Genomic DNA, 20326 nt, shown 5'->3' on the forward strand with positions numbered 1-20326 from the left:
TAAGGGGAAGGGGGAAAGGGGAAGGGGGAAGGGGGAAAGGGGAAGGTTTTTAATCCCTTAGCGTTTACCCAGCATTTTTGGGTTGGGAGACCACTAGGTGTGATGGATACTTAAGTATCATGAGAATACAGTCTAAGTTAGCAAAAATCAGGCAATTAGCACACTATTCCATCCCGTAATAGGCGACGGCTTTATGTAAAAAACTCCATCCACATAAATGTGATAGTGTAAAATAATAAAATACGATACTTACACGTACTTACCTTATTCTGCTTGAGGTTTCCTAGCAACAAGTACTGGAAAAGAATTTGTGCCACTTCAGTTTGGAATTTGGTCTCCCGTCTGTGGGGGATGGTAGCGAACCATTGACCTTACCTAAATTAACATTATTATGAATAAGCGTAAGCTTGAAGATATTACCCTTAATCACATCAAAATTTTACAAGCAGTAGATGAATGTGGCAGCTTCTCCAAGGCAGCACAAAAACTAGGGTATAGTCAAGGATTGATTAGCAAAAAGGTAAAGCAAACCGAGGATTATTTTGGTGTAACTCTCCTCAATCGTTCTCCAGGCTCTGTATCCTTGACTAATAAGGGTAAGAAATTAATTTCTCAAACAATTAATATCGTCAAAACTGTAGAAAATCTCCGAGAAGAATTTCAAGCAACATTTAGTGCTGACGGTGAAGATTTAATATTAGGGGCTACTAGTTTAATCTTAGAAGTCTGGCTCAAACAGCATTTGCAACGATTTCAGCTTTGTTTTCCAGGTAGAAATATCAAAGCAATCGCTGTACAGCGTAGCAGATTTTTTACTGATTTTAAACTTCTAAAAATGGATCTCTTACTCAACAGTTGTTCTGGATATAAGCAAGAACACCACTGTACTAGATTAACAACTCACAAAATGTTGTTAGTCTCATTTGGCGGACATGAATCTTTCAATGGGCATCATTTAGTTAAAATAAATGATATTTATTTCGATAATATTGTACTTTTAGATGAAGTGCATCAGCAACTTGCTAAAAATGTATTTTTAATTGATAAATTAAATTCTGTGCAACAGCTAAAAAATTATGATGAATTACTAAATTATGCTGCAATCAATCAAAAATTAACAATCTTACCAGATTTTTGTCAAGCTGATATCATATCTAAATATCAGGCAATGTTTTTGCCTATTGAAGATATTCATGAATATGGCATTTATATTCATGTTCCTCGCTGGAGTGAATTGTTAATATCTGCTGAGAGTTTGGTGAGAAGTTTCCGACTTGATAGAGACAACTTAGAAAGTTTGCCCAATGTAAATATAATCATAGCTACCTGTAATACCAAAGAAAAAAATGTCTTGAAGGTTGGAATTCAGAGTGATTCCATTGGACAATTTGTAGCTGGATATGTGACTAAGTATATTTTTGATTTACAAAAATCATCTGCATTACTGGAACAGCCTATATTTAAAAATATTGAAATTAATCGCAATTTTGATTTACAAATTCTCCCATTTACCTCTGGAGAACAGATGAATCGACAAATGAAACGGAGAGAACTAGATATTTGTATTTTAGATGATATTTCTCTTTTGAATAACGGTAGTCAATTTTTTGATGATTTCAGTTTTGGTTCTAAATTAATTGGCATTGCTTCCTATAATCTTTTGGGACAGGATATTAATATTGTGATTCATAAGGATGCAACGATAAATACTATTCAGGATCTCAAAGGAAAAAAGATTTCTACCTTATTTGGTTCTCACGCTCATAGATTCATTATTACTCTATTTGACCTCTATAATATGGATGTCAATCAAGATTGTAGATTAGTGGATGAAAATCCTCGTGAAGCTAGCAAAAGTCTAGCAGATAAAACTATAGATGCCTACGTATGTTGTTACACTTTTGCATCTATTCTAGAAGGATATGCTTTTGTTAAAAAGCTATCTTTCGCTCAAACAATTAGTTTAAATATTCCATCCATTAGAGGAATTGTTTGTCGTTCACAATTCATTAAAGAAAACCCTAAACTGGTGATTGCTTATTTACATGATTTACTAGTTGCTAACTATTGGTTTCACTCATCCCAAATTCAAGCAATAGATTTATTAAGTAAAGTCATGAATGTGAAAGAGTCACAGATAAATCAATTTTTTAATCCTGTATTTGGTAATCGCATCGATCCGACACTTAAACCCCAATGGTCTTGGTTGCTGAAAACTTTAAATCGTAGGTTGGAAGGAAAATATGGAATTTCACTTTTTGATGTGGATTTTTGGATAGATGATTATTTTTTGCGACTTGTCTACAACCTGCTGAATTTGGATTACCATTTTCATCAGGTTTCCTTTTCTAGTGAGTTCTCAAGTAGCTATTTTTTAGAAGAACAGTTTAGCAGATATATGAAAGTTCTCTATAATAATTACGATGTCTCCATCAAAGATGATAATACCAATGCAAATGCATATTAATTGCCATAACAAGGGACTGGAGACGGGCTGAAAAATCTTGTTTTGTCTAAGTTTTATCAGTTGCGATCGCAATCTTAAACTTCATCCAAGTTGAGAAGTAGACTTTTTCAAAAAGGAACGGGGAAGAGTTTAGGATTTGTAAATAAAATAAAACCCGATTTTCAAAAAACTAAAGATTTTAAAGTAGAAGCGGTTTATATCATCGTCTATAAATCATTTCATCAATCATATCTAATATATGTGGTTCTATAATTTGATCGAATTTCCTAGCGAATAATTTTTCTGATTGCTTAATGTTTTCAAAATCATTTGTTCCTAAAATTCGGGGATGGAGTGCGTTAATATTTTCCCAATCTATATACCTTAAGTGGTCGTTAATTATTTTGTCTTGAAATGTGGAATTTAAAATAAGTATTTGATAAAAAATTTCATCTGTTATATGAGTGTAATTAAAACGATTAACAAACTTAGGGTTTTGTTTGACAAAATTATCTATATACTTTATGCATTCTCCGGTTAAACACCAAAATGCAGAACCTCCATAAAGAGTAAAGCCTTCAAAAAAATTACGTTTTTTAGGCAAAAAGGAAATCAAAAATGAATATATAAAAGAGTGAGTAACAGATTTAAATTCACGCTTTTCCGGAATAGCAATATACTGATTACCCCAACGAATATACCAATACTCTATTCTTCTTAAACCGCCTCCTTCCCATTTATTACAAGGTAATGGGAAATATTCTATAAATTCTTTACCTTTATTTTGTTCGAGAAACTTTTTAATATGTGTATTTGATTTAATTGGATAATCTTGACCGGATAAATGTATAACATAATCAAAGTCTATACCCGTTTTAGCTATTGATTTTATCCCCTCAAGACTAGCTCTCACAGCATCAAAACTTCCCCATCCTGAATTGAATCTTTTGAGAAAAAAAACATTGGGAAAATCTTTTAATAGGGTAACTACCTGATGATATATTTTCGCTTCTACTTTTTTATCTATGTGTATAAAAAATGAAACATCTTCTGTATTAAGTCGATGAATCAGACGCTTTAATTGTTCGGGATATTTATGAGCTAAGATAATGTATGCAATTTTCATAGATTGGCTAGTATAATTGTGCATTTAGAAGCCAAAATACTTGATTTTTATACTCTTACCTCAGGATTATTTAATATTTTACTCATCTTAGTAACAGGGACAATTATCCCATTTCTCAAATAATGAGGCGCTCTTTGAATTGTAGTAAATCCCAGTTTTAAATAAAATCCTTCTGCATACAGACTCGCAGTTGTAATTACTTTATCTATACCTCCATCCCTAGCTAGATAACAAAAATGTTCAACTAAAGTACGTCCAATACCTTGACCTTGATATTTTGGATGGACGTATAACCCAATCAGTTCATCAACAACAAAACTGGTAAAACCCATAACAATATCTCCCTCCACCGCAACCCATAAAGACTCCAATTTCATATTTTTTAAAATATTTGAAGCATCAGGCTGGTTGCGATTGTTACGCCAAGCTAAAAGTTCTTTTTCTGTATAAAAAGTTGCTGGTAGAGCTTTGATAGCAGCAATATGAATTGCACTCAGCACCCACCCATCTTTTTCCTCAGCACGTCTTAGAGAGATTTTAGTGGCGTTCATCGTTTTCAGACTGCACTTAGATGACATGCCTTTGAGAATATCAAGTCCACTCAAAATATAAACTCAGGTAAATTTATCGTTAGAATATATAATATATTTCAATGTACACTAAATCTATCGACAAACCGTATATTATGGTTAAAGCAACAAAACAATCAAACCAAAAAGCAAATTCAGGAATAATCAAGAGATAATTTGTAAAATTTGCTGAATTTTGTTGTCTTTATTTAAATATCTTGTCGAAGCTTGCTTTTAAGGGCATTTATGAAGCTACAAGAAATTGAAAAATAAAAAGGAGTGAATGTGATCAACGCCATACAAATTAACGAAACCTTGACAACCACAGGACAAGTTATCCCAAAACAGCTTGAGCAAGCTAAACAAGAAGGTTTTAAGTCAATTTTAAATCTGCGATCGCCTGATGAGTTGGGATTTTCCCATGATGAGCAACGAGTAGCTGAAACACTAGGGTTGTACTATGCCAATGTGCCACTGAAACTAGAAGCGCTAAATGAAGAATTAATTACTAAAATACTGACAACACTCGAACAAATTCCTAAGCCAGCAGTTGTTCATTGTGCAGCAGGGATGCGATCCACTGGAATTGCATTATTGAGTGTCGCAATCAAAGAAGGATTAACACCAGAGCAAATCTTATCAAAAGCTCGTAATGTAGGCTTCGGGTTTTTTGAACACGCTGGTGTTAGTCCTCGATTGAAACAATTGTTTGTGGATTATGTTAACAAACATACGAAAGTAGCAGTAACAGTTAGTGATGGTTTTTTAACAATCAACAATCAACAGTTAAGAGTTAAAAGTTAACAGCTAACACTCAACAGTATCCAGGCGTCTTCAATTCCATCTCTAGAGTAAATGGGTTTTGCCGACGCCTTTTGATACGCTAATTGTCTGTAGTATCTGATACTAAAGCTAAAAATTCTATATTATACTGGCAAGTTTTATAAAGGTAAAAAAATTATCATCTCAAATATCTATGAAATCGTAGTTTAAAGCTGGTTTTGCTTTATAAATTTTAAATTTTTTTAATATTCGTTATACAAACAAATGACAGTATTTTTACTGTTGTTAAATACATTAATACTTACTTAATATGTAGCACAATATTTTTTTAGAATCTCAAGCATTGTGAAATCTCTCCTACAAACTTACTTAGAACAAGAAATCTGGATACTAATACGAGAAAAGTGGTATTTTGCTACAATTATCGGAGTTTGGGATGATTTGTTATGGTTTAAACATAGAACTTATAACAAAGATACAGAGGAAGATACTCTCTGGGAAATGGTTGTAAAAATCAGTGAAGTAATTGCAATTGATAAAGTTCAGTCTGTGATTAGTAGAAAGCCAGACGTGTTAATGTCACGTTTAGTAGAAACTGACCAAGGCATAACCGATCATCATTAGTTAATACATATAGCAATCCTATTTCAGTTGTGAACAATATAGGTGTTGACTGTTAACTGTCAACAACCCTAACAGGTAATATTTCACAAATTATTTGGGATTGCTGTAGAACTTCTATTTGATTGATGAATTTACTGATTTTTGGACAATAGTGAGTAGGGAAGAGAACAATTTCATTCCCTATTTCCTATTGCCTTATTTAAAAAAAATTAGATGTTTTATATACAAGATAATTGAGAATAATTTGAATAAAGTCTTGTCTTACAGTTACTTAATAAATCCTAAACAAAGTTATTATAAATAGATCGTGAATAGTCTATACTATTAATTTTATTATCATGGTAGCTGATTGAATGGTTCACAGCTTCATATGTATTATCTCCTCCTTGAGGATTAATTCCTACAGAGTCAGTGATATTGACTATATGAAAACTAGCAGGATAAAAGCCTCCCAGAATAGCTTCTAATTTCTCTAGGGTCAGCTTGTGAAAAAATTCCTTGATTTGCTTATCAAGCAAGGTATAAATTACAATTTTAGCCATTATTTTAATTTGATTCTCTAGAGAATTTAAATTTATTATATGTCAAAGGATCTTTACGAAAGGAATAGTATCCGATTTTTTCAGACTTAAAACCTATTTTTTGGTCGAAAATTCTTCTTGATATTTAGTCATTTGTGTTTCTCAGGACAAAGCGCCAAGTCTTTCTTCAAGAGGTACGGTCTAAAAATAATCTGCTAAACTATCTAAAATTTAAAATTATCCCAGCTGTTAGCCCAGGGTAATAAGTAAGTATGAGTGAAGCCTTATTTTGTATCGAAAATCTACGAGTTGCTTATCCTCAACGAAGTGAAGAAGCACCAAGCTGGGCGGTTGATGATGTATCTTTCACTCTGCAACGCGGAGAAAAAATGGGATTGGTGGGGGAGTCTGGTTGCGGTAAGTCAACTATCGGACGCGCGGTAATGCGATTACTACCACCTTCTAGTCGCGTTGAGGGACGAGTGACATTTGAGGGACAGTCAGTTTTTGACTTGAATCCTAATCAGTTGCGGAAATTTCGCGGGGAAGCCATCGCTTTAATTTTTCAAGATCCGATGACGCGCCTCGATCCCTTGATGACTATTGGTAAGCATTGTTTGGAAACTTTGCAAGCACATTCACCAGAATTATCAGCAGCGCAAGCCAAAGAAAAAGCACTTGCAACATTGGCAAAAGTAAATATCCCCGCGAGTCGCTGGAATCAGTATCCTCATGAATTTAGCGGCGGAATGCGCCAACGGGTAGCCATCGCTTTAGCTTTACTTCTCAGTCCCAAGTTAATTGTTGCAGACGAACCCACCACAAGCTTAGATGTTACCGTTTCCGCGCAGATATTACAGGAATTAACTCGGCTGTGCAGTGAAGAAAACATGGGATTACTGCTGATTTCTCACGATTTAGCAATGGTAGCTGAGTATTGCGATCGCATTGGCGTTATGTACCACGGGAAAATGGTGGAAATGGGTTCGACGCAAGCTGTCTTTAGACAACCACAACACGAATACACTCAATCCCTCCTCAAAGCAGCTTTACATATTCAATCAGTGGATGAAATAGAGACTGGGGAATGGGGAATAGAAAGCGGGGAAGAAAAAAAATTAGCAAATATTAAAGAAAAGTCACCGATTTTGAGTGTCACAGACCTCAAACAATATTACACTATAGAACCTAATTTTATTGAAAGACTGTTTAACAGACAATCAGAGACAATTAAAGCGGTAGATGGGATTAATTTGGATCTTTATCCGGGAGAAATTCTCGGTTTAGTTGGTGAATCAGGTTGTGGTAAAAGCACATTATCAAGGACAATTTTGCAACTCATTCGTCCTACTGCTGGCAAAGTTGAGTTTTTAGGACAGGATTTAACTAAACTTTCGCCTCCAGAAATTCGTTCTTCACGGCGACAAATACAAATGGTGTTTCAAGATCCCCATGCTTGTCTCAATCCAGCAATGACAGTGGGACAAAGTATAGCCGATCCTTTATTTATTCATCATCTTGCTGATTCTGTAAAGGCAAAATCACAAGTTTTGTGGATGTTAGAAAAAGTTGGCTTAACACCACCAGAAGTTTATTATGAACGTTATCCCTCAGATTTGTCTGGAGGACAACAACAAAGAGTAGCGATCGCTCGTGCTTTGATTACTCACCCGAAACTGGTGATTTGCGATGAACCGGTGAGTATGTTAGATGCTAGCGTGCAGTCACAAGTCCTAGATTTGATGTTGCAATTAAAAGAAGAATTTGAATTAACTTATCTGTTCATCACTCATGACCTTTGGTTAGCCAGATTTTTGTGCGATCGCATTGCCGTAATGAACGGCGGTAAAATTGTTGAACTCGGCGAAACCAAAAAGATTTTTGCCAGTCCTCAGCACCCCTATACCAAAACCTTACTAGCTGCTGCTCCATTGTTAGCACGCACTTAAGGATTTGATCGTAATGGAGAAAGTAGGGCATTGGCCAAGAAAAAATTCCCAATGCCCTGCTTGCCCAATTCCCAACCTCAACAAATAATCTCGCTACCTCACCCTGAAACAGTTGATATGGATTGCAAAAGTTCTTCGAGACGGTTTAGAGTCTGACGCAGTCCCACTTCCATACCTGATTGCAGATGTCCGTCCCGTTGTTCCTTGGACTGGTGTTGGATATGGATGTGTAATATTGTTTTTCCCTCCTCTTCGGTGAGAGTCAGTGTGTTCAAACTATCGCTGTTGGGAACTGGTTCGTAGCGTTCGGTGGATACTAATCTTTCTGGTGGAACAATCTCACGATATTCTCCTGAGAACCCGTGGTCATTACCGTTGCTGGAGTCATGCAAGACATAGCGCCAGCTGCCTCCCACGCGTAGGTCGATTTCGCAGACGGTCATTGTCATGGTGCTGCAACCTCCAAACCAGCGTTTAACATGTTCTGGTTGAGTCCATACCTCAAATACCAAGCGGCGCGGGGCATTGAGGATGCGAGTTATGAAGATTTCCCGATCCGATGGTAAGGTGAGTGTGAAACCATTGTGCTGCTGTTCGATTTGTTGGGCCAGGAATTCGTCGAGGCAATCAAAGGTGGAGTTCCAGCCGGCAACAACACCCATCTCTTCATGCTTGCGGCGATCGCTAGCAGATTCATGCACAATCTCTAGTGTGAGTTTGGTCTTACCATCCAAATCCTCAAATATTGCTGTCATCACGATTCCCTGTGGTAGTTCAACGTTGATGACTTGTTCAAACCCTTCATCAAATTCATCTGTGCTGACAATCCTTTCTGGAGGCACAATTTCGCGGAAAACACCTTTGACGGGGTACTCCGTGCCATCTGGGCCAGTCATAACGTAGCGCGATCGCCCCCCCGGACGAAAATCCAGTTCAGTGACGCGGGTTGTGAAGCCTTTTGGCCCCCACCATTGTGCAATGTGTTTTGGCTCTGTCCATGCCTTAAATACAAGTTCTCGTGGTGCGTTGAAGACACGAGTAATAACAATCTTGCGTTCAGATTCACTGGAAGCAAAGTCATTTTGTTTCAACATGATGTTTCTCCTTAACAATGGAACCATCGCACATTAAGATTCGCGATCGGACTTGTTTTCCTCTGCTTGCAATTCCTGTAGATATTCGTCTAAACGATCTAAATTCTGTTCCCAAAACTGGCGATATTCCTCGATCCAATCTGCTATGTCCTTAAGCGGTTCTGCCTCTAACCGACAAGGACGCCATTGAGCCTCTCGACTCCGTACAATCAATCCAGCACGTTCTAGCACCTTGAGATGTTTAGAAATGGCAGGTAGGCTCATCTCAAAGGGTCGGGCTAGTTCAGTCACCGATGCTTCGCCTTTAGCAAGATGAGCTAAAATTGCCCGCCTGGTTGGGTCGGCGAGGGCAGCAAAGGTAAGGCTCAAGCGATCGCTGGACATTTAAGATGGAAGTATTTAACCACTCAGTTAATTAACTACTAGGTTAAATGTACTAGTCAAAGATGTCAAGAGCTAATTTTTAACAAGGGGTAAGGGGTAAAGGATGTATTTGAAACCTTTCCCCTTTCCCCTTTCCCCTTTAACCCCTTCGGGGTTCGCCAGTCGCTCATGGGGGAAACCCCCAAGACCGCGCTGGCTCACCTTTTCCCAAAACCAAATTCCGAGTTGAAAATGCACAAAGCGAGCAGTATTGAATCAACTCCCACTTTTCGGATGTCAAATTGCTACGGTATGCTTTAGTCATTTGCTCACAAGGTGCTGTTATTTACAAATATCAGCAACAGCTTTGTAAACTTTATGACAATAGCCCTCACTTTTAAATATGAAACTTATTCTCCAAGGGTGCAGTGTAATTTTTTCAGTATTGGCAACAGTAATTTTAACTACTCCTGGGCTAGCAGAAATCGTTAAGATTAACCTGTTGCAACTTAACGATATTTACGAAATTACTCCTGTGGAAAGTGGAACACGTGGGGGTTTGGCGCGTGTTGCAACCTTACGACAACAACTTTATCAGGAGAATCCCCGCACCTACACTATGTTAGCTGGAGATACTCTTAGCCCTTCTGCTTTAGGAACTGCCAAAATTAACGGTATACCTCTGGCTGGTCAGCAAATGGTAGCTGTAATGAACGCTTTGGGGCTTAACTATGCGACTTTTGGCAATCACGAATTTGACCTACCAGAAGACCTGTTCTATCAAAGATTGCAAGAATCTCGATTTCGTTGGGTTTCCAGTAATGTATCTGATAGCACAGGGCAACCCTTCAAAGGTGTTCCCCGCGAAATTGTATTCAATGTTAAAGGTGATGGCGGGGCTGTGGTGAGGGTAGGATTAATTGCTGTTACCCTTGATAGCAATCAGCCAAAGTATGTCAGTTACACCGATCCGATTGCAACAGCCAAACAGCAGGTTAGTAAACTCAAGGGTAAAGTAGATATTATAGTTGCTCTTACCCATCTATCTATTGAAGATGACCGCAAATTAGCCGAAACTATACCAGAAATAGACATAATTCTGGGTGGTCACGAGCATGAAAATATTCAGCAATGGCGGGGTCGAGATTTTACACCGATTTTTAAAGCAGATGCTAATGCACGTACAGTTTATGTCCACCAATTGAGTTACGATTCAATCAAAAGAAGCCTTGCAATAAATTCCCGACTCGTACCGATTACCGAGCAAATTCCTGACGAACCAAAAACCGCAAAGATAGTCCAAGAATGGCTAAAGCGAGGTTATCAAGCATTTCGCGCCAACGGTTTTGAACCAAATCAGCAAATTGCTCAACTAACATTTCCTTTAGATGGTCTAGAATCTAGTGTCCGCAATCAATCCACAAAACTCACAGAATTAATTGCCCAGTCAATGTTAAAGGAAATACCTGATGCAGACTTAGCCGTATTTAATAGCGGTTCAATTCGAGTGGATGATGTGATTTTGCCAGGTTCAATTACCCAGTACGATGTAATTCGGATACTACCTTTTGGCGGTAAAGTTGTTGCAGTAGAAATAAATGGTGCGCTTTTGCAAAGAGTATTAGAGCGAGGACAAGCTAATAAAGGAACCGGTGGTTATCTGCAAACAGCTAAAGTTACTCAACAAGCAAATTCAAAAAATTGGTTGATTCAAGGCCAACCTCTTGACCTGAAACGCACGTACAAAATTGCTATCAATGACTTTTTAATCAGTGGTAAAGAACAAGGATTAGACTTCTTAAATCTTCAACAACCGGGAATTAAACTGATTGCCGAAAAACGAGATATTCGTTTTGTGCTGATTGACCAGTTAAAGCTGCAAAAATAGCGGGGAAAAGGGGAAAGGTTTGAAATCCCTTACCTTTTATCCCTTCCCCCTTGCCCAGCCCGAAAGAAGCGCATTTTTGGGTTGGCAGAGTACTAAAGATTATAATAGTATCCTATTCTTATCAAAACTTTACAGTGCATTTCATCTAAACGAGGTACACAGCTGCGGGCAGGATGCCGACCCCCATAAGATTTGTAATATGTAAGACGTGTACTTGTCTCTGCTTTACTTGGAGAAGACTACCCTAATCTGATGGCGATCGAGTTACGATCTTGTCACAGTTGATTTTTAATCTGAGAAGTCCTATTCCAGAATTTTCTGGTTAAAATAGTATATCTGTTCTACTCACAATCTAAATCCACACTCCTAAAAACCCATATACTTAGAGGCTCTAATGGCTATCAATACCGATACTTCTGGCAAGCAAAAAGCATTAAATATAGTACTCAACCAGATTGAGCGTAGCTTCGGTAAAGGAGCAATCATGCGTCTGGGAGATGCTACCCGGATGCGGGTAGAGACAATTTCCAGTGGGGCGCTAACCTTGGATTTGGCATTGGGAGGCGGTTTACCCAAGGGACGGGTAATTGAGATTTACGGGCCGGAAAGTTCCGGGAAAACCACAGTAGCCTTACATGCGATCGCCGAAGTACAAAAAGAAGGTGGTATCGCTGCCTTTGTTGATGCCGAACATGCCCTTGACCCCACCTACGCGGCGGCATTGGGTGTAGATATTGAAAATTTGCTGGTTTCTCAACCTGATACAGGAGAAGCCGCTTTGGAAATTGTCGATCAGCTGGTTCGTTCTGCTGCGGTTGATATTGTAGTTATTGACTCGGTGGCTGCATTAGTTCCCCGCGCTGAAATTGAAGGCGATATGGGTGATGCTCACGTTGGTCTTCAGGCAAGGTTGATGAGTCAAGCTTTACGTAAAATCACTGGTAATATTGGTAAATCAGGTTGCACAGTTATTTTCATCAACCAGTTGCGGCAAAAAATCGGTGTTACCTACGGAAGCCCAGAAACCACAACTGGCGGTAACGCATTGAAGTTTTATGCTTCCGTGCGCTTGGATATTCGCCGGATTCAAACCTTGAAAAAAGGTACAGATGAATTTGGTAACCGCGTCAAAGTCAAAGTTGCCAAAAATAAAGTAGCGCCGCCTTTTAGAATAGCGGAATTTGACATTATTTTTGGTAAAGGTGTTTCTACTTTGGGTTGCATTGTGGATTTGGCAGAAGAAACTGGCATCATTATCCGCAAAGGAGCTTGGTACAGCTACAACGGCGATAATATCTCCCAAGGACGAGACAACGCCATTAAATATCTAGAAGAAAAGCCAGAATTTGCTGAACAAATCAAGCAATTAGTACGGGAAAAGCTAGATAAAGGTGCTGTTGTTTCTGCTAACTCTGTCTCAAAGTCCAATGAAGATGAAGAAGAAGAAATCGAATTAGACGAAGAAGAATAAGCTCACCTCACCGCTCAAAAGGGGATGTAATTTTGTGTTGACTGTTGACTATTGATGGTTAACAGTCATAAATTGACTAGTGGTCTGTCCCAAAAGTTTTGAAAGGTTCGTAGTAAGCACTTTAGTGCTTAAAAATCAAGGACTAAAATCCTGACTACGAACATTTTTTCATTACAAAATTAATGCGATAGACCACTAGTAGTTCGCCAAGTAAACTTAGCGGGGTAAAGGGGAAAGGGGAAAGGGGAAAGGTTTTAAATCCCTTACCCTTTTCCCCTTTCCCTTTCCCCAGCCCTCACCTAGCAAAGTTGACTTGCCAGACTACTAGTATTAGCGTGACAAGGCTAAAATGTTGCAATAAAGATGATAAAAGCAGACAAAGAAAATGGGACGTGGACGAAGGGACAAGATCCGCCCAAGTGCAGAACAAAGACAAAACTTAGAAACAATTAGCCGCAATAGTCATGCAGCAGCGAAAAAAATTCTCTATGCACGAGTACTGTTGATGTCGGATGAGGGTGAATATGGGATCGGGTGAACGAAATTTTGTGTGGGATTTCTAGCTAAGTATCCAAAAAATTACCCTCCACACTTCCCACACTCCCCACACTTCCCACACTTCCCACACTCCCCACACCTTTTTTCGCTCACCCTATGGGATCTTCGTTGGAATGACCAACAGATAGGGGCAGCATTAGGATTGCATTGTTTTTTCAAAAATGCTCAATCAAAACCAAACACCCCTATTAGACGCCTTAAAAGCCAATGCAACACGCTCTCATGCTGCTTTTTACATGCCTGGACACAAGCAAGGCAAGGGCATCTCTCAACCGTTAGCTGATTTACTTGGTAAAGCCGTCTTCCGTGCTGACTTAACGGAATTAGCAGATTTAGATAATCTTTCTACACCCCAAGGGGTAATTCAAGAAGCGCAACAATTAGCAGCCGAAGCATTTGGCGCTTCCCAAACATGGTTTTTGGTTAACGGTTCTACCTGTGGAATTGAAGCGGCAATTCTCGCTACCTGTGGTAATGGCGATAAAATTATTTTGCCTAGAAATGTGCATTCTTCTGCCATCGCCGGCTTAATTCTCTCTGGTGCTTATCCAGTTTTTCTCAATCCCGAATACGATTCAGTTTTAGATATTGCCCATAGCATTACACCAACTGCTGTAGAATCTGCACTGCAACAACATCCCGACGCTAAAGCAGTGTTGACAGTCTACCCTACATATTACGGTGTTTGCGGAGATTTAAATGCGATCGCCAATATTACCCATCAACATAATATTCCTCTAATTGTAGATGAAGCACACGGCGCACACTTTAGCTTTCATCCCCAATTGCCCACTCCAGCTTTAGCCGCAGGTGCAGATTTAACTGTACAATCCATCCATAAGGTGCTTGGTGCCATGACACAGGCATCGATGTTGCACGTTCAAGGTAATAGGATAGATAGCGATCGCATTAGTAAAGCTTTGCAGCTCCTACAGTCTACCAGTCCCAGTTATATACTTTTAGCTTCTCTAGATGCAGCGCGTCAGCAAATGGCACTCCACGGAAAACTGCTGATGTCTCAAACTTTGCAACTTGCCCAGGAAGCCAGAACCAAAATCAGCGAAATTCCTGGCTTATCTGTTTTGGAAATGCCTCAATTGGGTGTAACTCCTGGTTTTGTGGCTTTAGATAAAACGCGATTAACTGTCACTGTTTCTAATTTAGGTTTAACCGGATTTGCAGCAGATGATGTTTTAGATGAAAAATTTGCTGTTACTGCGGAATTTCCCTCCCAACAACACCTGACTTTTATTATTACTATGGGCAACAACACGGCTGATATTCAGCAATTAATCCAAGGTTTTACTGCTCTTGCTCAAGAATATCGCCGAACCAATGCCTCTGTTAAAAATTATATTTGGCAAGATTTTTCCCCAACCGCCGCGAGTAATTTGTATTTGTCTCCCCGTGAAGCTTTTTTTGCTGCCAGTGAAACATTACCTTTAGCAAAAACTTGCCACCGTATTTGTACTGAAATTGTCTGTCCCTATCCTCCGGGAATTCCCGTATTAATGCCAGGAGAACTCATCACCAAATCGGTTCTTGATTATTTGCAACAAATCCAAGCGATGGGAGGATTTATCAGCGGTTGCCATGACACTAGTCTGAAAACTTTAAAAGTTGTTCAATAATGTCATATTTTTGTCATATTTAAAAAATCATCATCCCTAAATTGATAAATTAGAAAATTTCAATTTTATAACTTTACAAAATCAAGCAACTTGGAGACTTAAAAATCCAAAGAATCCATTGCCACTATTACCTGTGAACCTTTAAAAATCAACATTCAACCAACATCTATTCTTATTTATTTTTTTATTTATTGCGGCTTTAAAATTCTTTTAGTCAACAGTAAATATGCGGTTGATGTAATAATTTCAGTGAAAAAATACAGTGATGATGGTAGCTATAAAACTTCAATGAAACTCACCATTAAACTAATGTCGTCTTTGATTTCTACTTTTAGGATGATGTTAATAATTCCAAAATTAGAAAATGAACTCAAAAACCTATTATGTTTGGCAACGAGTAGCAGTTCCCATTGCAGTTACTTTGGCACTGGGTATTTCTGCAAAAGCAAATGCAGTTGAGTTGGGCGCTGCTTCTGATTACAATGTGTTTGTTTTGGGAGACATCACTCAAAAATATACAGATATTGAAGGAAAGCTAGCTGCTGGCGGTAACGTGAATTTTGTTGGCGGACTGGGAAGCAGACTTGCTAACAATAGCGGTAATGTAGTCGTAGCCGGACAAAACTTAACTCTCAGCAACGGTCAAGTTTACCACGGTAATGCTGTTTATGGAGGCACGGCCAATGTTTCCAGTAACGTGGGATTTCCCCAAGGAACTCTTAGTAAAGGTAATCCCATTGACTTTAATGCAGCAGGAGAAGAATTGCGATCGCTATCGCAATATTTAGCAACTTTAACTCCCACCGGTCAAACAACGGTACAACCTTGGGGTGCTATCAACCTCAGTGGAACCGGCACGGCCTTCAATGTTTTTAATCTTTCAGGAACGGATGTCTCCAAAACAAACTATTTTGAAATCAAGGGAGATGCAAATTCAACCATCCTTGTGAATATCAGCGGTAAGGATGTATCACTGCAAAACTTCGGCTTTAACATCCTGGGCACAGATAAACAAAAGGTAATTTACAATTTCTATGAAGCTACTAACCTCACTGCCAGTGGTATTGGCATTCAAGGTAGTATTCTCGCTCCTTTGGCGAATTTCAACTTCAATAACGGTCAAGTTAACGGTAACGTAGTGGTAGCTTCCTTAACTGGAAATGGCGAGTCGCACAACTATCTATTTAATGGGGATTTGCCAAGTGTCCCAAAAACCGAGACTTATTACAATCCGCCCAATACCACAAACAACAATAATCCTCCCACTCCTACTTCAGTTCCAGAACCTGCCAATTTGCCAGGTTTAGGATTAATTGCTTTAGGATTTGGTATCTTTCGCCACAAACGCAATCCAACAACTTGCTTAAAATAATCCCAAATTTTTGGCAGCATAGCGCATGAAGCGAACTTATTTACATATTTTCGCTCATGCGCTATTTCCTTGTCCCCACCTTCTACAATAAAAATAGATTTATTGAGATTTGTATAGTTGGGGAAAAGCTGTCATGGCTCCCGCCGTTTTAATTCAAAATTTGCAAAAATCCTACGGCACGGTGGTTGCCGTTAAGGATGTTTCTTTTCAGGTAGAGTCAGGAGAAATCTTTGGTTTACTTGGCCCCAACGGTGCTGGCAAAACTACCACCTTACGTGCCTTGTGTACCCTCACCACGCCTGATGCTGGCAAAATCGAAGTATCTGGTATCTCTGTATTAGACAATCCCAGAGTAGCAAGACAAAAATTAGGCTATGTAGCTCAGGAAGTCGCCATAGATAAAGTGTTGACTGGACGAGAATTACTGCAATTGCAAGCAGCACTTTATCACATCCCAGGCGCACTAGCCAAACAGCGTATTGAAACAGTATTGGATTTACTCGGTTTACAAGAATACGCCAACAAAAAAACCGGAACCTACTCTGGCGGCTTACGCAAGCGCCTTGACTTAGCGGCTGGCTTACTCCACGCACCGGATGTTTTAGTCTTAGATGAACCAACCGTAGGGCTTGACATAGAAAGCCGTTTTGTGGTATGGGATTTCTTAAGGAAATTACGCGCCTCTGGGACGACGGTAGTAATTACCAGCCATTATTTAGAAGAGATTGACGCCCTAGCCGATCGCGTGGCAATTATCGATCGCGGCGTTGTAATTGCGGCTGGGACACCTTCCCAATTGAAAGATCAAGTAGGTGGCGATCGCATCACCTTGCGAATTCAGGAGTTTTCTCCCATTGAAGAAGCCCAAAAAGCTAAAAACCTCCTCCAATCTTTGCCCTTCGTCCAAGAAGTCATCATCAACAGCGCTCAAGGTAATTCACTCAACTTGGTGGTGACTCCCCAAAATGACGTTCTCATCAACATCCAGCAAACTTTAAATAACGCCGGCTTGCCCATATTTGGCATCGCCCAATCTCGCCCCAGCCTTGACGACGTTTACCTCGCCGCCACAGGACGCACCCTGATGGATGCCGAACTAGCAGCGATCGCCACCCGCGATCCCAAAGCTGAGAAAAAGCAGAATATGAGGTAGGGAATGGGGAGAGCAGGGAAAAGGTTAAAGGGAAAAGGGAAAAGGGGTAAATCTAACCTTTCCTCTTTACCCAATGCCCAATGCCCGATGCCTGATGCCCAATCCAAAATCCAAAATCCAAAATCCAAAATTCTTATGAGTGTTACCCCTAAATCTGATATCAATTGGCAACCGCTAGCATCACCCCAAGCTGATGCTAAATCCGATTCTAATTTTTTCGGTGAATTGGTACAAGAGACGCTGGCTTTAACTCGTCGCTTGTTTATTCAATTGCAACGTCGTCCTTCGACATTAGTTGCTGGAATTATTCAGCCGGTGATGTGGTTGGTATTGTTTGGTGCATTATTCCAAAATGCACCAAAAGGTTTATTTGGCAGTACGACAAATTACGGTCAATTTTTGGCTGCTGGAGTAATTGTGTTTACAGCCTTTGCTGGAGCGCTAAATGCTGGTTTGCCTGTAATGTTTGACCGCGAGTTCGGCTTTTTGAATCGTTTGCTGGTAGCACCGTTGGCATCGCGGTTTTCCATTGTCTTTGCTTCGGCAATTTTCATCATCAGCCAAAGTTTATTGCAAGCAGCCGTGATTGTAGGTGCAGCAGCGTTTTTAGGCGCGGGAATACCTGATGCAGCTGGTTTAGGTGCGATCGCTTTAATTGTTTTTCTGCTGGCTTTGGGCGTGACAGCGATTTCTCTGGGCTTGGCTTTTGCTTTACCCGGTCACATTGAACTAATTGCGGTAATTTTTGTCACTAACCTACCATTATTATTTGCTAGTACCGCTTTGGCTCCTTTATCTTTCATGCCTCAATGGTTGCAGGTTGTAGCAACTCTAAATCCCCTCAGCTATGCCATCGAACCCATTCGCTATTTGTATCTCCACAGTAGTTGGGCTTTAGATAGTGTAGTTATGCAAGCTCCTTGGGGTAATGTTACCTTTGGAGGGGCATTATTGGTGTTGTTTGGTTTTGCTGTTGTTGCCTTAGTTAGCATTCAGCCGCAATTAAGACGGACTCTTGCTTAAGATATAAGAGAGCAATTTTGAGTCAAAAACCATGAAAAAACCATTTTTACAAATTACTAGACTCTTCTTGGCTACCGCAGCAGGAATTAGCTTTGCTCCTTTACTGATAGCTGAACCTAGTTTGGCTCAGTTGAGTCCAGCAGATGCTTTTCCTAGTAACAGTACCACAGACCAAAATACCGATCCCTTCTCCCGCTCGAACTCAGATAATTTCAATATGTTCGATCTGATTCACCGAGCAAACTTCGGAACTCTCAACTGGAATTCTCAACAACAGAACGAACAACTAGATTCAAGCGCAGCAGCTTTTCGAGCTAGACAACAACAGTTGCTTCAATGTCGTCAACAAGGGCAAGCCACAACCGCAGGATCGCCATCGGTTGCATTAGCGTCGCCGACATCATCAACTGAACCACCAACAGCACCAAGGAACCAACAACAAGCACTCCAATGCCCACAAGCACAGCAAACAACACCAAAATTACCTTCTGGTAACTGAATTCAAATCAATAACCCCAACTCCAAAAGCTTGGGGTTGGGGTCAGACCTTTTTGCCTATTGCCTATTGCCTGCTGTGTGAGGCAAAAAACTACAGCCCAAGTGCAGCTAAAACATCTTCAGCGTGGGTTGTTGTATTTACACTGGCGTCAACATGAGTAATTTTGCCGTCTGGCCCAATTACGTAGGTGACGCGCTTGGCGTAACCACCGCCATCCACATCAAAAGCTTTGATGAGGGATTTATCGGTGTCAGCCAGTAGAGGAAAATTCAAATTATATTTTTGGGTGAATGCCTGATGAGAAACTTCATCATCTGCACTAACTCCCAGAACTACAACATCTTGACTTTGATATTTAGATTGGGCGTCCCGGAAACTACAAGCTTGTTTGGTGCAGCCTGGAGTGTCATCTTTGGGGTAAAAATACAAAACAACCGTCTTACCAGCAAAATCAGATAAAGAAACTGTATTGCCGTTTGTATCTTTGGCGGTAAATGCAGGTGCATCCGTACCAACTGCTAGAGGCATAATAAACCTTTCCTGTTTCAGATTGTTGATGCACTTGAGATTTTACAATAATTTATAATAACTAAATATATTTACTAAAAAATAACATAACTATACTTTAGTTAACTCAATTCTCCTGAGTTCGGCTAACAGATACAAAAATATATATTCTGAAATTAATTTTTATTCAAAGAAAAATTTATACCCATACACAATGCCTACTGTTGATTTCCGCAACCCCAAAACTTTTGTTTATCCTGCCATTACAATCGAAAGGGCGGAGCGATCGCTAATATGTTCGCCCTTTAATCCATCTTTATTTGAAGCCATGCGGCATCAGAGTATATCCTTGAGTGCCATCGCCCTAGAAAATGGATTTAATCAAGGTTATACTCAGCGTCCTTTATCAGAATTAACATGTGACGACGCTTTGGGTTGGCTGATTCAAGTGGGTGTATTGCGGCGAGAAGTCGATGGTCAGGGAATTACCGATAGTTTTCGCCTCACTCCCTTGGGACATCAGTTGATAGAACAACATCAAGGTAAAAATTGGCGTTCTCCTTCATGGCGCGATCGCTTATACAATATCGTGACTCGTTGGTTCCGTTTACCCTTGTAGAACAAAACAACTAAAGAGTTAAGATTAGCGAATCAAAGGGAACAATAGTATACGGAAACATGACACCCGTTCATAAAGTCTTTACAATGTGGTGGGGCATTGGGCATGGGGCATGGGGCATTGGGCATGG

General features: G+C 39.7%; 18 protein-coding genes and 1 pseudogene. 13 read left to right on the forward strand and 6 right to left on the reverse strand.

The features are described 5' to 3' along the window. The first annotated feature begins 391 nt into the window (after positions 1–391). Complete coding sequence (locus VF06_RS20235; RefSeq protein ID WP_099067223.1) at positions 392–2467, forward strand: LysR family transcriptional regulator; 2076 nt, start codon at positions 392–394, stop codon at positions 2465–2467. Between the two features lie 199 nt (positions 2468–2666). On the opposite strand, the gene VF06_RS20240 is transcribed toward VF06_RS20235, so the two are convergent. Continuing rightward, a complete protein-coding gene (locus VF06_RS20240; RefSeq protein WP_180267296.1) occupies positions 2667–3572 on the reverse strand; it encodes a beta-1,6-N-acetylglucosaminyltransferase in 906 nt (301 codons plus the stop codon). 47 nt (positions 3573–3619) lie between these two features. Then, entirely contained in the window at positions 3620–4123 is a 504-nt protein-coding gene (locus VF06_RS20245) for a GNAT family N-acetyltransferase (protein ID WP_099067225.1), read from the reverse strand. Between the two features lie 303 nt (positions 4124–4426). Between VF06_RS20245 and VF06_RS20250 the strand changes: the two genes are divergently transcribed. Together VF06_RS20250 and VF06_RS20255 are read left to right on the forward strand one after the other, a co-directional pair. Then, on the forward strand, positions 4427–4945 hold the full coding sequence (locus tag VF06_RS20250) for a protein tyrosine phosphatase family protein (RefSeq protein WP_099067303.1): 519 nt from the start codon (positions 4427–4429) through the stop codon (positions 4943–4945). 324 nt (positions 4946–5269) lie between these two features. Beyond that, positions 5270–5548 carry a hypothetical protein gene (locus tag VF06_RS20255; protein ID WP_099067226.1) on the forward strand — a complete coding sequence of 93 codons (279 nt, stop codon included), beginning with the start codon at positions 5270–5272 and terminating at the stop codon, positions 5546–5548. A gap of 281 nt (positions 5549–5829) precedes the next feature. On the opposite strand, the gene VF06_RS20260 is transcribed toward VF06_RS20255, so the two are convergent. Continuing rightward, positions 5830–6090 carry a hypothetical protein gene (locus VF06_RS20260; protein WP_099067227.1) on the reverse strand — a complete coding sequence of 87 codons (261 nt, stop codon included), beginning with the start codon at positions 6088–6090 and terminating at the stop codon, positions 5830–5832. Between the two features lie 251 nt (positions 6091–6341). On the opposite strand from VF06_RS20260, the gene VF06_RS20265 reads away from it, so the two are divergent. After that, positions 6342–8018 carry a dipeptide ABC transporter ATP-binding protein gene (locus VF06_RS20265; RefSeq protein WP_099067228.1) on the forward strand — a complete coding sequence of 559 codons (1677 nt, stop codon included), beginning with the start codon at positions 6342–6344 and terminating at the stop codon, positions 8016–8018. A gap of 98 nt (positions 8019–8116) precedes the next feature. Here the strand turns inward: VF06_RS20265 and VF06_RS20270 are convergent, their stop codons facing one another. Together VF06_RS20270 and VF06_RS20275 are read right to left on the reverse strand one after the other, a co-directional pair. Continuing rightward, positions 8117–9112, reverse strand: a complete 996-nt coding sequence (locus tag VF06_RS20270) for an SRPBCC family protein (protein WP_099067229.1) — start codon at positions 9110–9112, stop codon at positions 8117–8119. Positions 9113–9145: 33 nt separating this feature from the next. Next, complete coding sequence (locus VF06_RS20275; RefSeq protein ID WP_099067230.1) at positions 9146–9496, reverse strand: ArsR/SmtB family transcription factor; 351 nt, start codon at positions 9494–9496, stop codon at positions 9146–9148. Positions 9497–9878: 382 nt separating this feature from the next. Here VF06_RS20275 and VF06_RS20280 point away from each other — a divergent pair, with 382 nt between their 5' ends. The 8 genes and pseudogenes from VF06_RS20280 to VF06_RS20315 all read left to right on the forward strand — a co-directional run bounded on the left by VF06_RS20280 (position 9879) and on the right by VF06_RS20315 (position 19070). Further along, positions 9879–11363, forward strand: coding sequence for a bifunctional metallophosphatase/5'-nucleotidase (locus VF06_RS20280; RefSeq protein ID WP_099067231.1), 1485 nt, complete (start codon positions 9879–9881; stop codon positions 11361–11363). A 394-nt stretch (positions 11364–11757) separates the two neighbouring features. Beyond that, positions 11758–12834 carry a recombinase RecA gene (gene recA / locus VF06_RS20285; protein WP_099067232.1) on the forward strand — a complete coding sequence of 359 codons (1077 nt, stop codon included), beginning with the start codon at positions 11758–11760 and terminating at the stop codon, positions 12832–12834. A 385-nt stretch (positions 12835–13219) separates the two neighbouring features. Continuing rightward, positions 13220–13357 (forward strand): annotated as a pseudogene (locus VF06_RS20290) (IS630-like element ISMae25 family transposase); the annotation flags it as partial. A gap of 196 nt (positions 13358–13553) precedes the next feature. After that, entirely contained in the window at positions 13554–15023 is a 1470-nt protein-coding gene (locus tag VF06_RS20295; protein WP_099067233.1) for an aminotransferase class I/II-fold pyridoxal phosphate-dependent enzyme, read from the forward strand. Positions 15024–15387: 364 nt separating this feature from the next. After that, entirely contained in the window at positions 15388–16395 is a 1008-nt protein-coding gene (locus tag VF06_RS20300) for a choice-of-anchor A family protein (RefSeq protein ID WP_099067234.1), read from the forward strand. A 133-nt stretch (positions 16396–16528) separates the two neighbouring features. Next, positions 16529–17548 (forward strand): ABC transporter ATP-binding protein, encoded by a 1020-nt coding sequence (locus VF06_RS20305; RefSeq protein ID WP_099067235.1) that lies wholly within the window; start codon positions 16529–16531, stop codon positions 17546–17548. 135 nt (positions 17549–17683) lie between these two features. Then, a complete protein-coding gene (locus VF06_RS20310; protein WP_099067304.1) occupies positions 17684–18571 on the forward strand; it encodes an ABC transporter permease in 888 nt (295 codons plus the stop codon). 31 nt (positions 18572–18602) lie between these two features. Beyond that, positions 18603–19070 carry a hypothetical protein gene (locus VF06_RS20315; RefSeq protein ID WP_244918084.1) on the forward strand — a complete coding sequence of 156 codons (468 nt, stop codon included), beginning with the start codon at positions 18603–18605 and terminating at the stop codon, positions 19068–19070. A gap of 90 nt (positions 19071–19160) precedes the next feature. On the opposite strand, the gene VF06_RS20320 is transcribed toward VF06_RS20315, so the two are convergent. Next, complete coding sequence (locus tag VF06_RS20320) at positions 19161–19598, reverse strand: peroxiredoxin (RefSeq protein WP_096534437.1); 438 nt, start codon at positions 19596–19598, stop codon at positions 19161–19163. 193 nt (positions 19599–19791) lie between these two features. Here VF06_RS20320 and VF06_RS20325 point away from each other — a divergent pair, with 193 nt between their 5' ends. Then, a complete protein-coding gene (locus tag VF06_RS20325; RefSeq protein WP_099067236.1) occupies positions 19792–20196 on the forward strand; it encodes an Npun_F0494 family protein in 405 nt (134 codons plus the stop codon). Positions 20197–20326 lie beyond the last annotated feature (130 nt).

It is taken from the genome of Nostoc linckia z4 (assembly GCF_002608075.1).
Taxonomy (GTDB): domain Bacteria; phylum Cyanobacteriota; class Cyanobacteriia; order Cyanobacteriales; family Nostocaceae; genus Nostoc; species Nostoc linckia.

Bases quoted from the DNA above. Each gene is read 5' to 3' on its own strand.
- VF06_RS20235 (WP_099067223.1), top strand. From the start codon at position 392: ATGAATAAGCGTAAGCTTGAAGATATTACCCTTAATCACATCAAAATT.
- VF06_RS20240 (WP_180267296.1), bottom strand. From the start codon at position 3,572: ATGAAAATTGCATACATTATCTTAGCTCATAAATATCCCGAACAATTA.
- VF06_RS20245 (WP_099067225.1), bottom strand. From the start codon at position 4,123: ATGAACGCCACTAAAATCTCTCTAAGACGTGCTGAGGAAAAAGATGGG.
- VF06_RS20260 (WP_099067227.1), bottom strand. From the start codon at position 6,090: ATGGCTAAAATTGTAATTTATACCTTGCTTGATAAGCAAATCAAGGAA.
- VF06_RS20265 (WP_099067228.1), top strand. From the start codon at position 6,342: ATGAGTGAAGCCTTATTTTGTATCGAAAATCTACGAGTTGCTTATCCT.
- VF06_RS20270 (WP_099067229.1), bottom strand. From the start codon at position 9,112: ATGTTGAAACAAAATGACTTTGCTTCCAGTGAATCTGAACGCAAGATT.
- VF06_RS20275 (WP_099067230.1), bottom strand. From the start codon at position 9,496: ATGTCCAGCGATCGCTTGAGCCTTACCTTTGCTGCCCTCGCCGACCCA.
- VF06_RS20280 (WP_099067231.1), top strand. From the start codon at position 9,879: ATGAAACTTATTCTCCAAGGGTGCAGTGTAATTTTTTCAGTATTGGCA.
- recA (WP_099067232.1), top strand. From the start codon at position 11,758: ATGGCTATCAATACCGATACTTCTGGCAAGCAAAAAGCATTAAATATA.
- VF06_RS20295 (WP_099067233.1), top strand. From the start codon at position 13,554: ATGCTCAATCAAAACCAAACACCCCTATTAGACGCCTTAAAAGCCAAT.
- VF06_RS20300 (WP_099067234.1), top strand. From the start codon at position 15,388: ATGAACTCAAAAACCTATTATGTTTGGCAACGAGTAGCAGTTCCCATT.
- VF06_RS20305 (WP_099067235.1), top strand. From the start codon at position 16,529: ATGGCTCCCGCCGTTTTAATTCAAAATTTGCAAAAATCCTACGGCACG.
- VF06_RS20310 (WP_099067304.1), top strand. From the start codon at position 17,684: ATGAGTGTTACCCCTAAATCTGATATCAATTGGCAACCGCTAGCATCA.
- VF06_RS20315 (WP_244918084.1), top strand. From the start codon at position 18,603: ATGAAAAAACCATTTTTACAAATTACTAGACTCTTCTTGGCTACCGCA.
- VF06_RS20320 (WP_096534437.1), bottom strand. From the start codon at position 19,598: ATGCCTCTAGCAGTTGGTACGGATGCACCTGCATTTACCGCCAAAGAT.
- VF06_RS20325 (WP_099067236.1), top strand. From the start codon at position 19,792: ATGCCTACTGTTGATTTCCGCAACCCCAAAACTTTTGTTTATCCTGCC.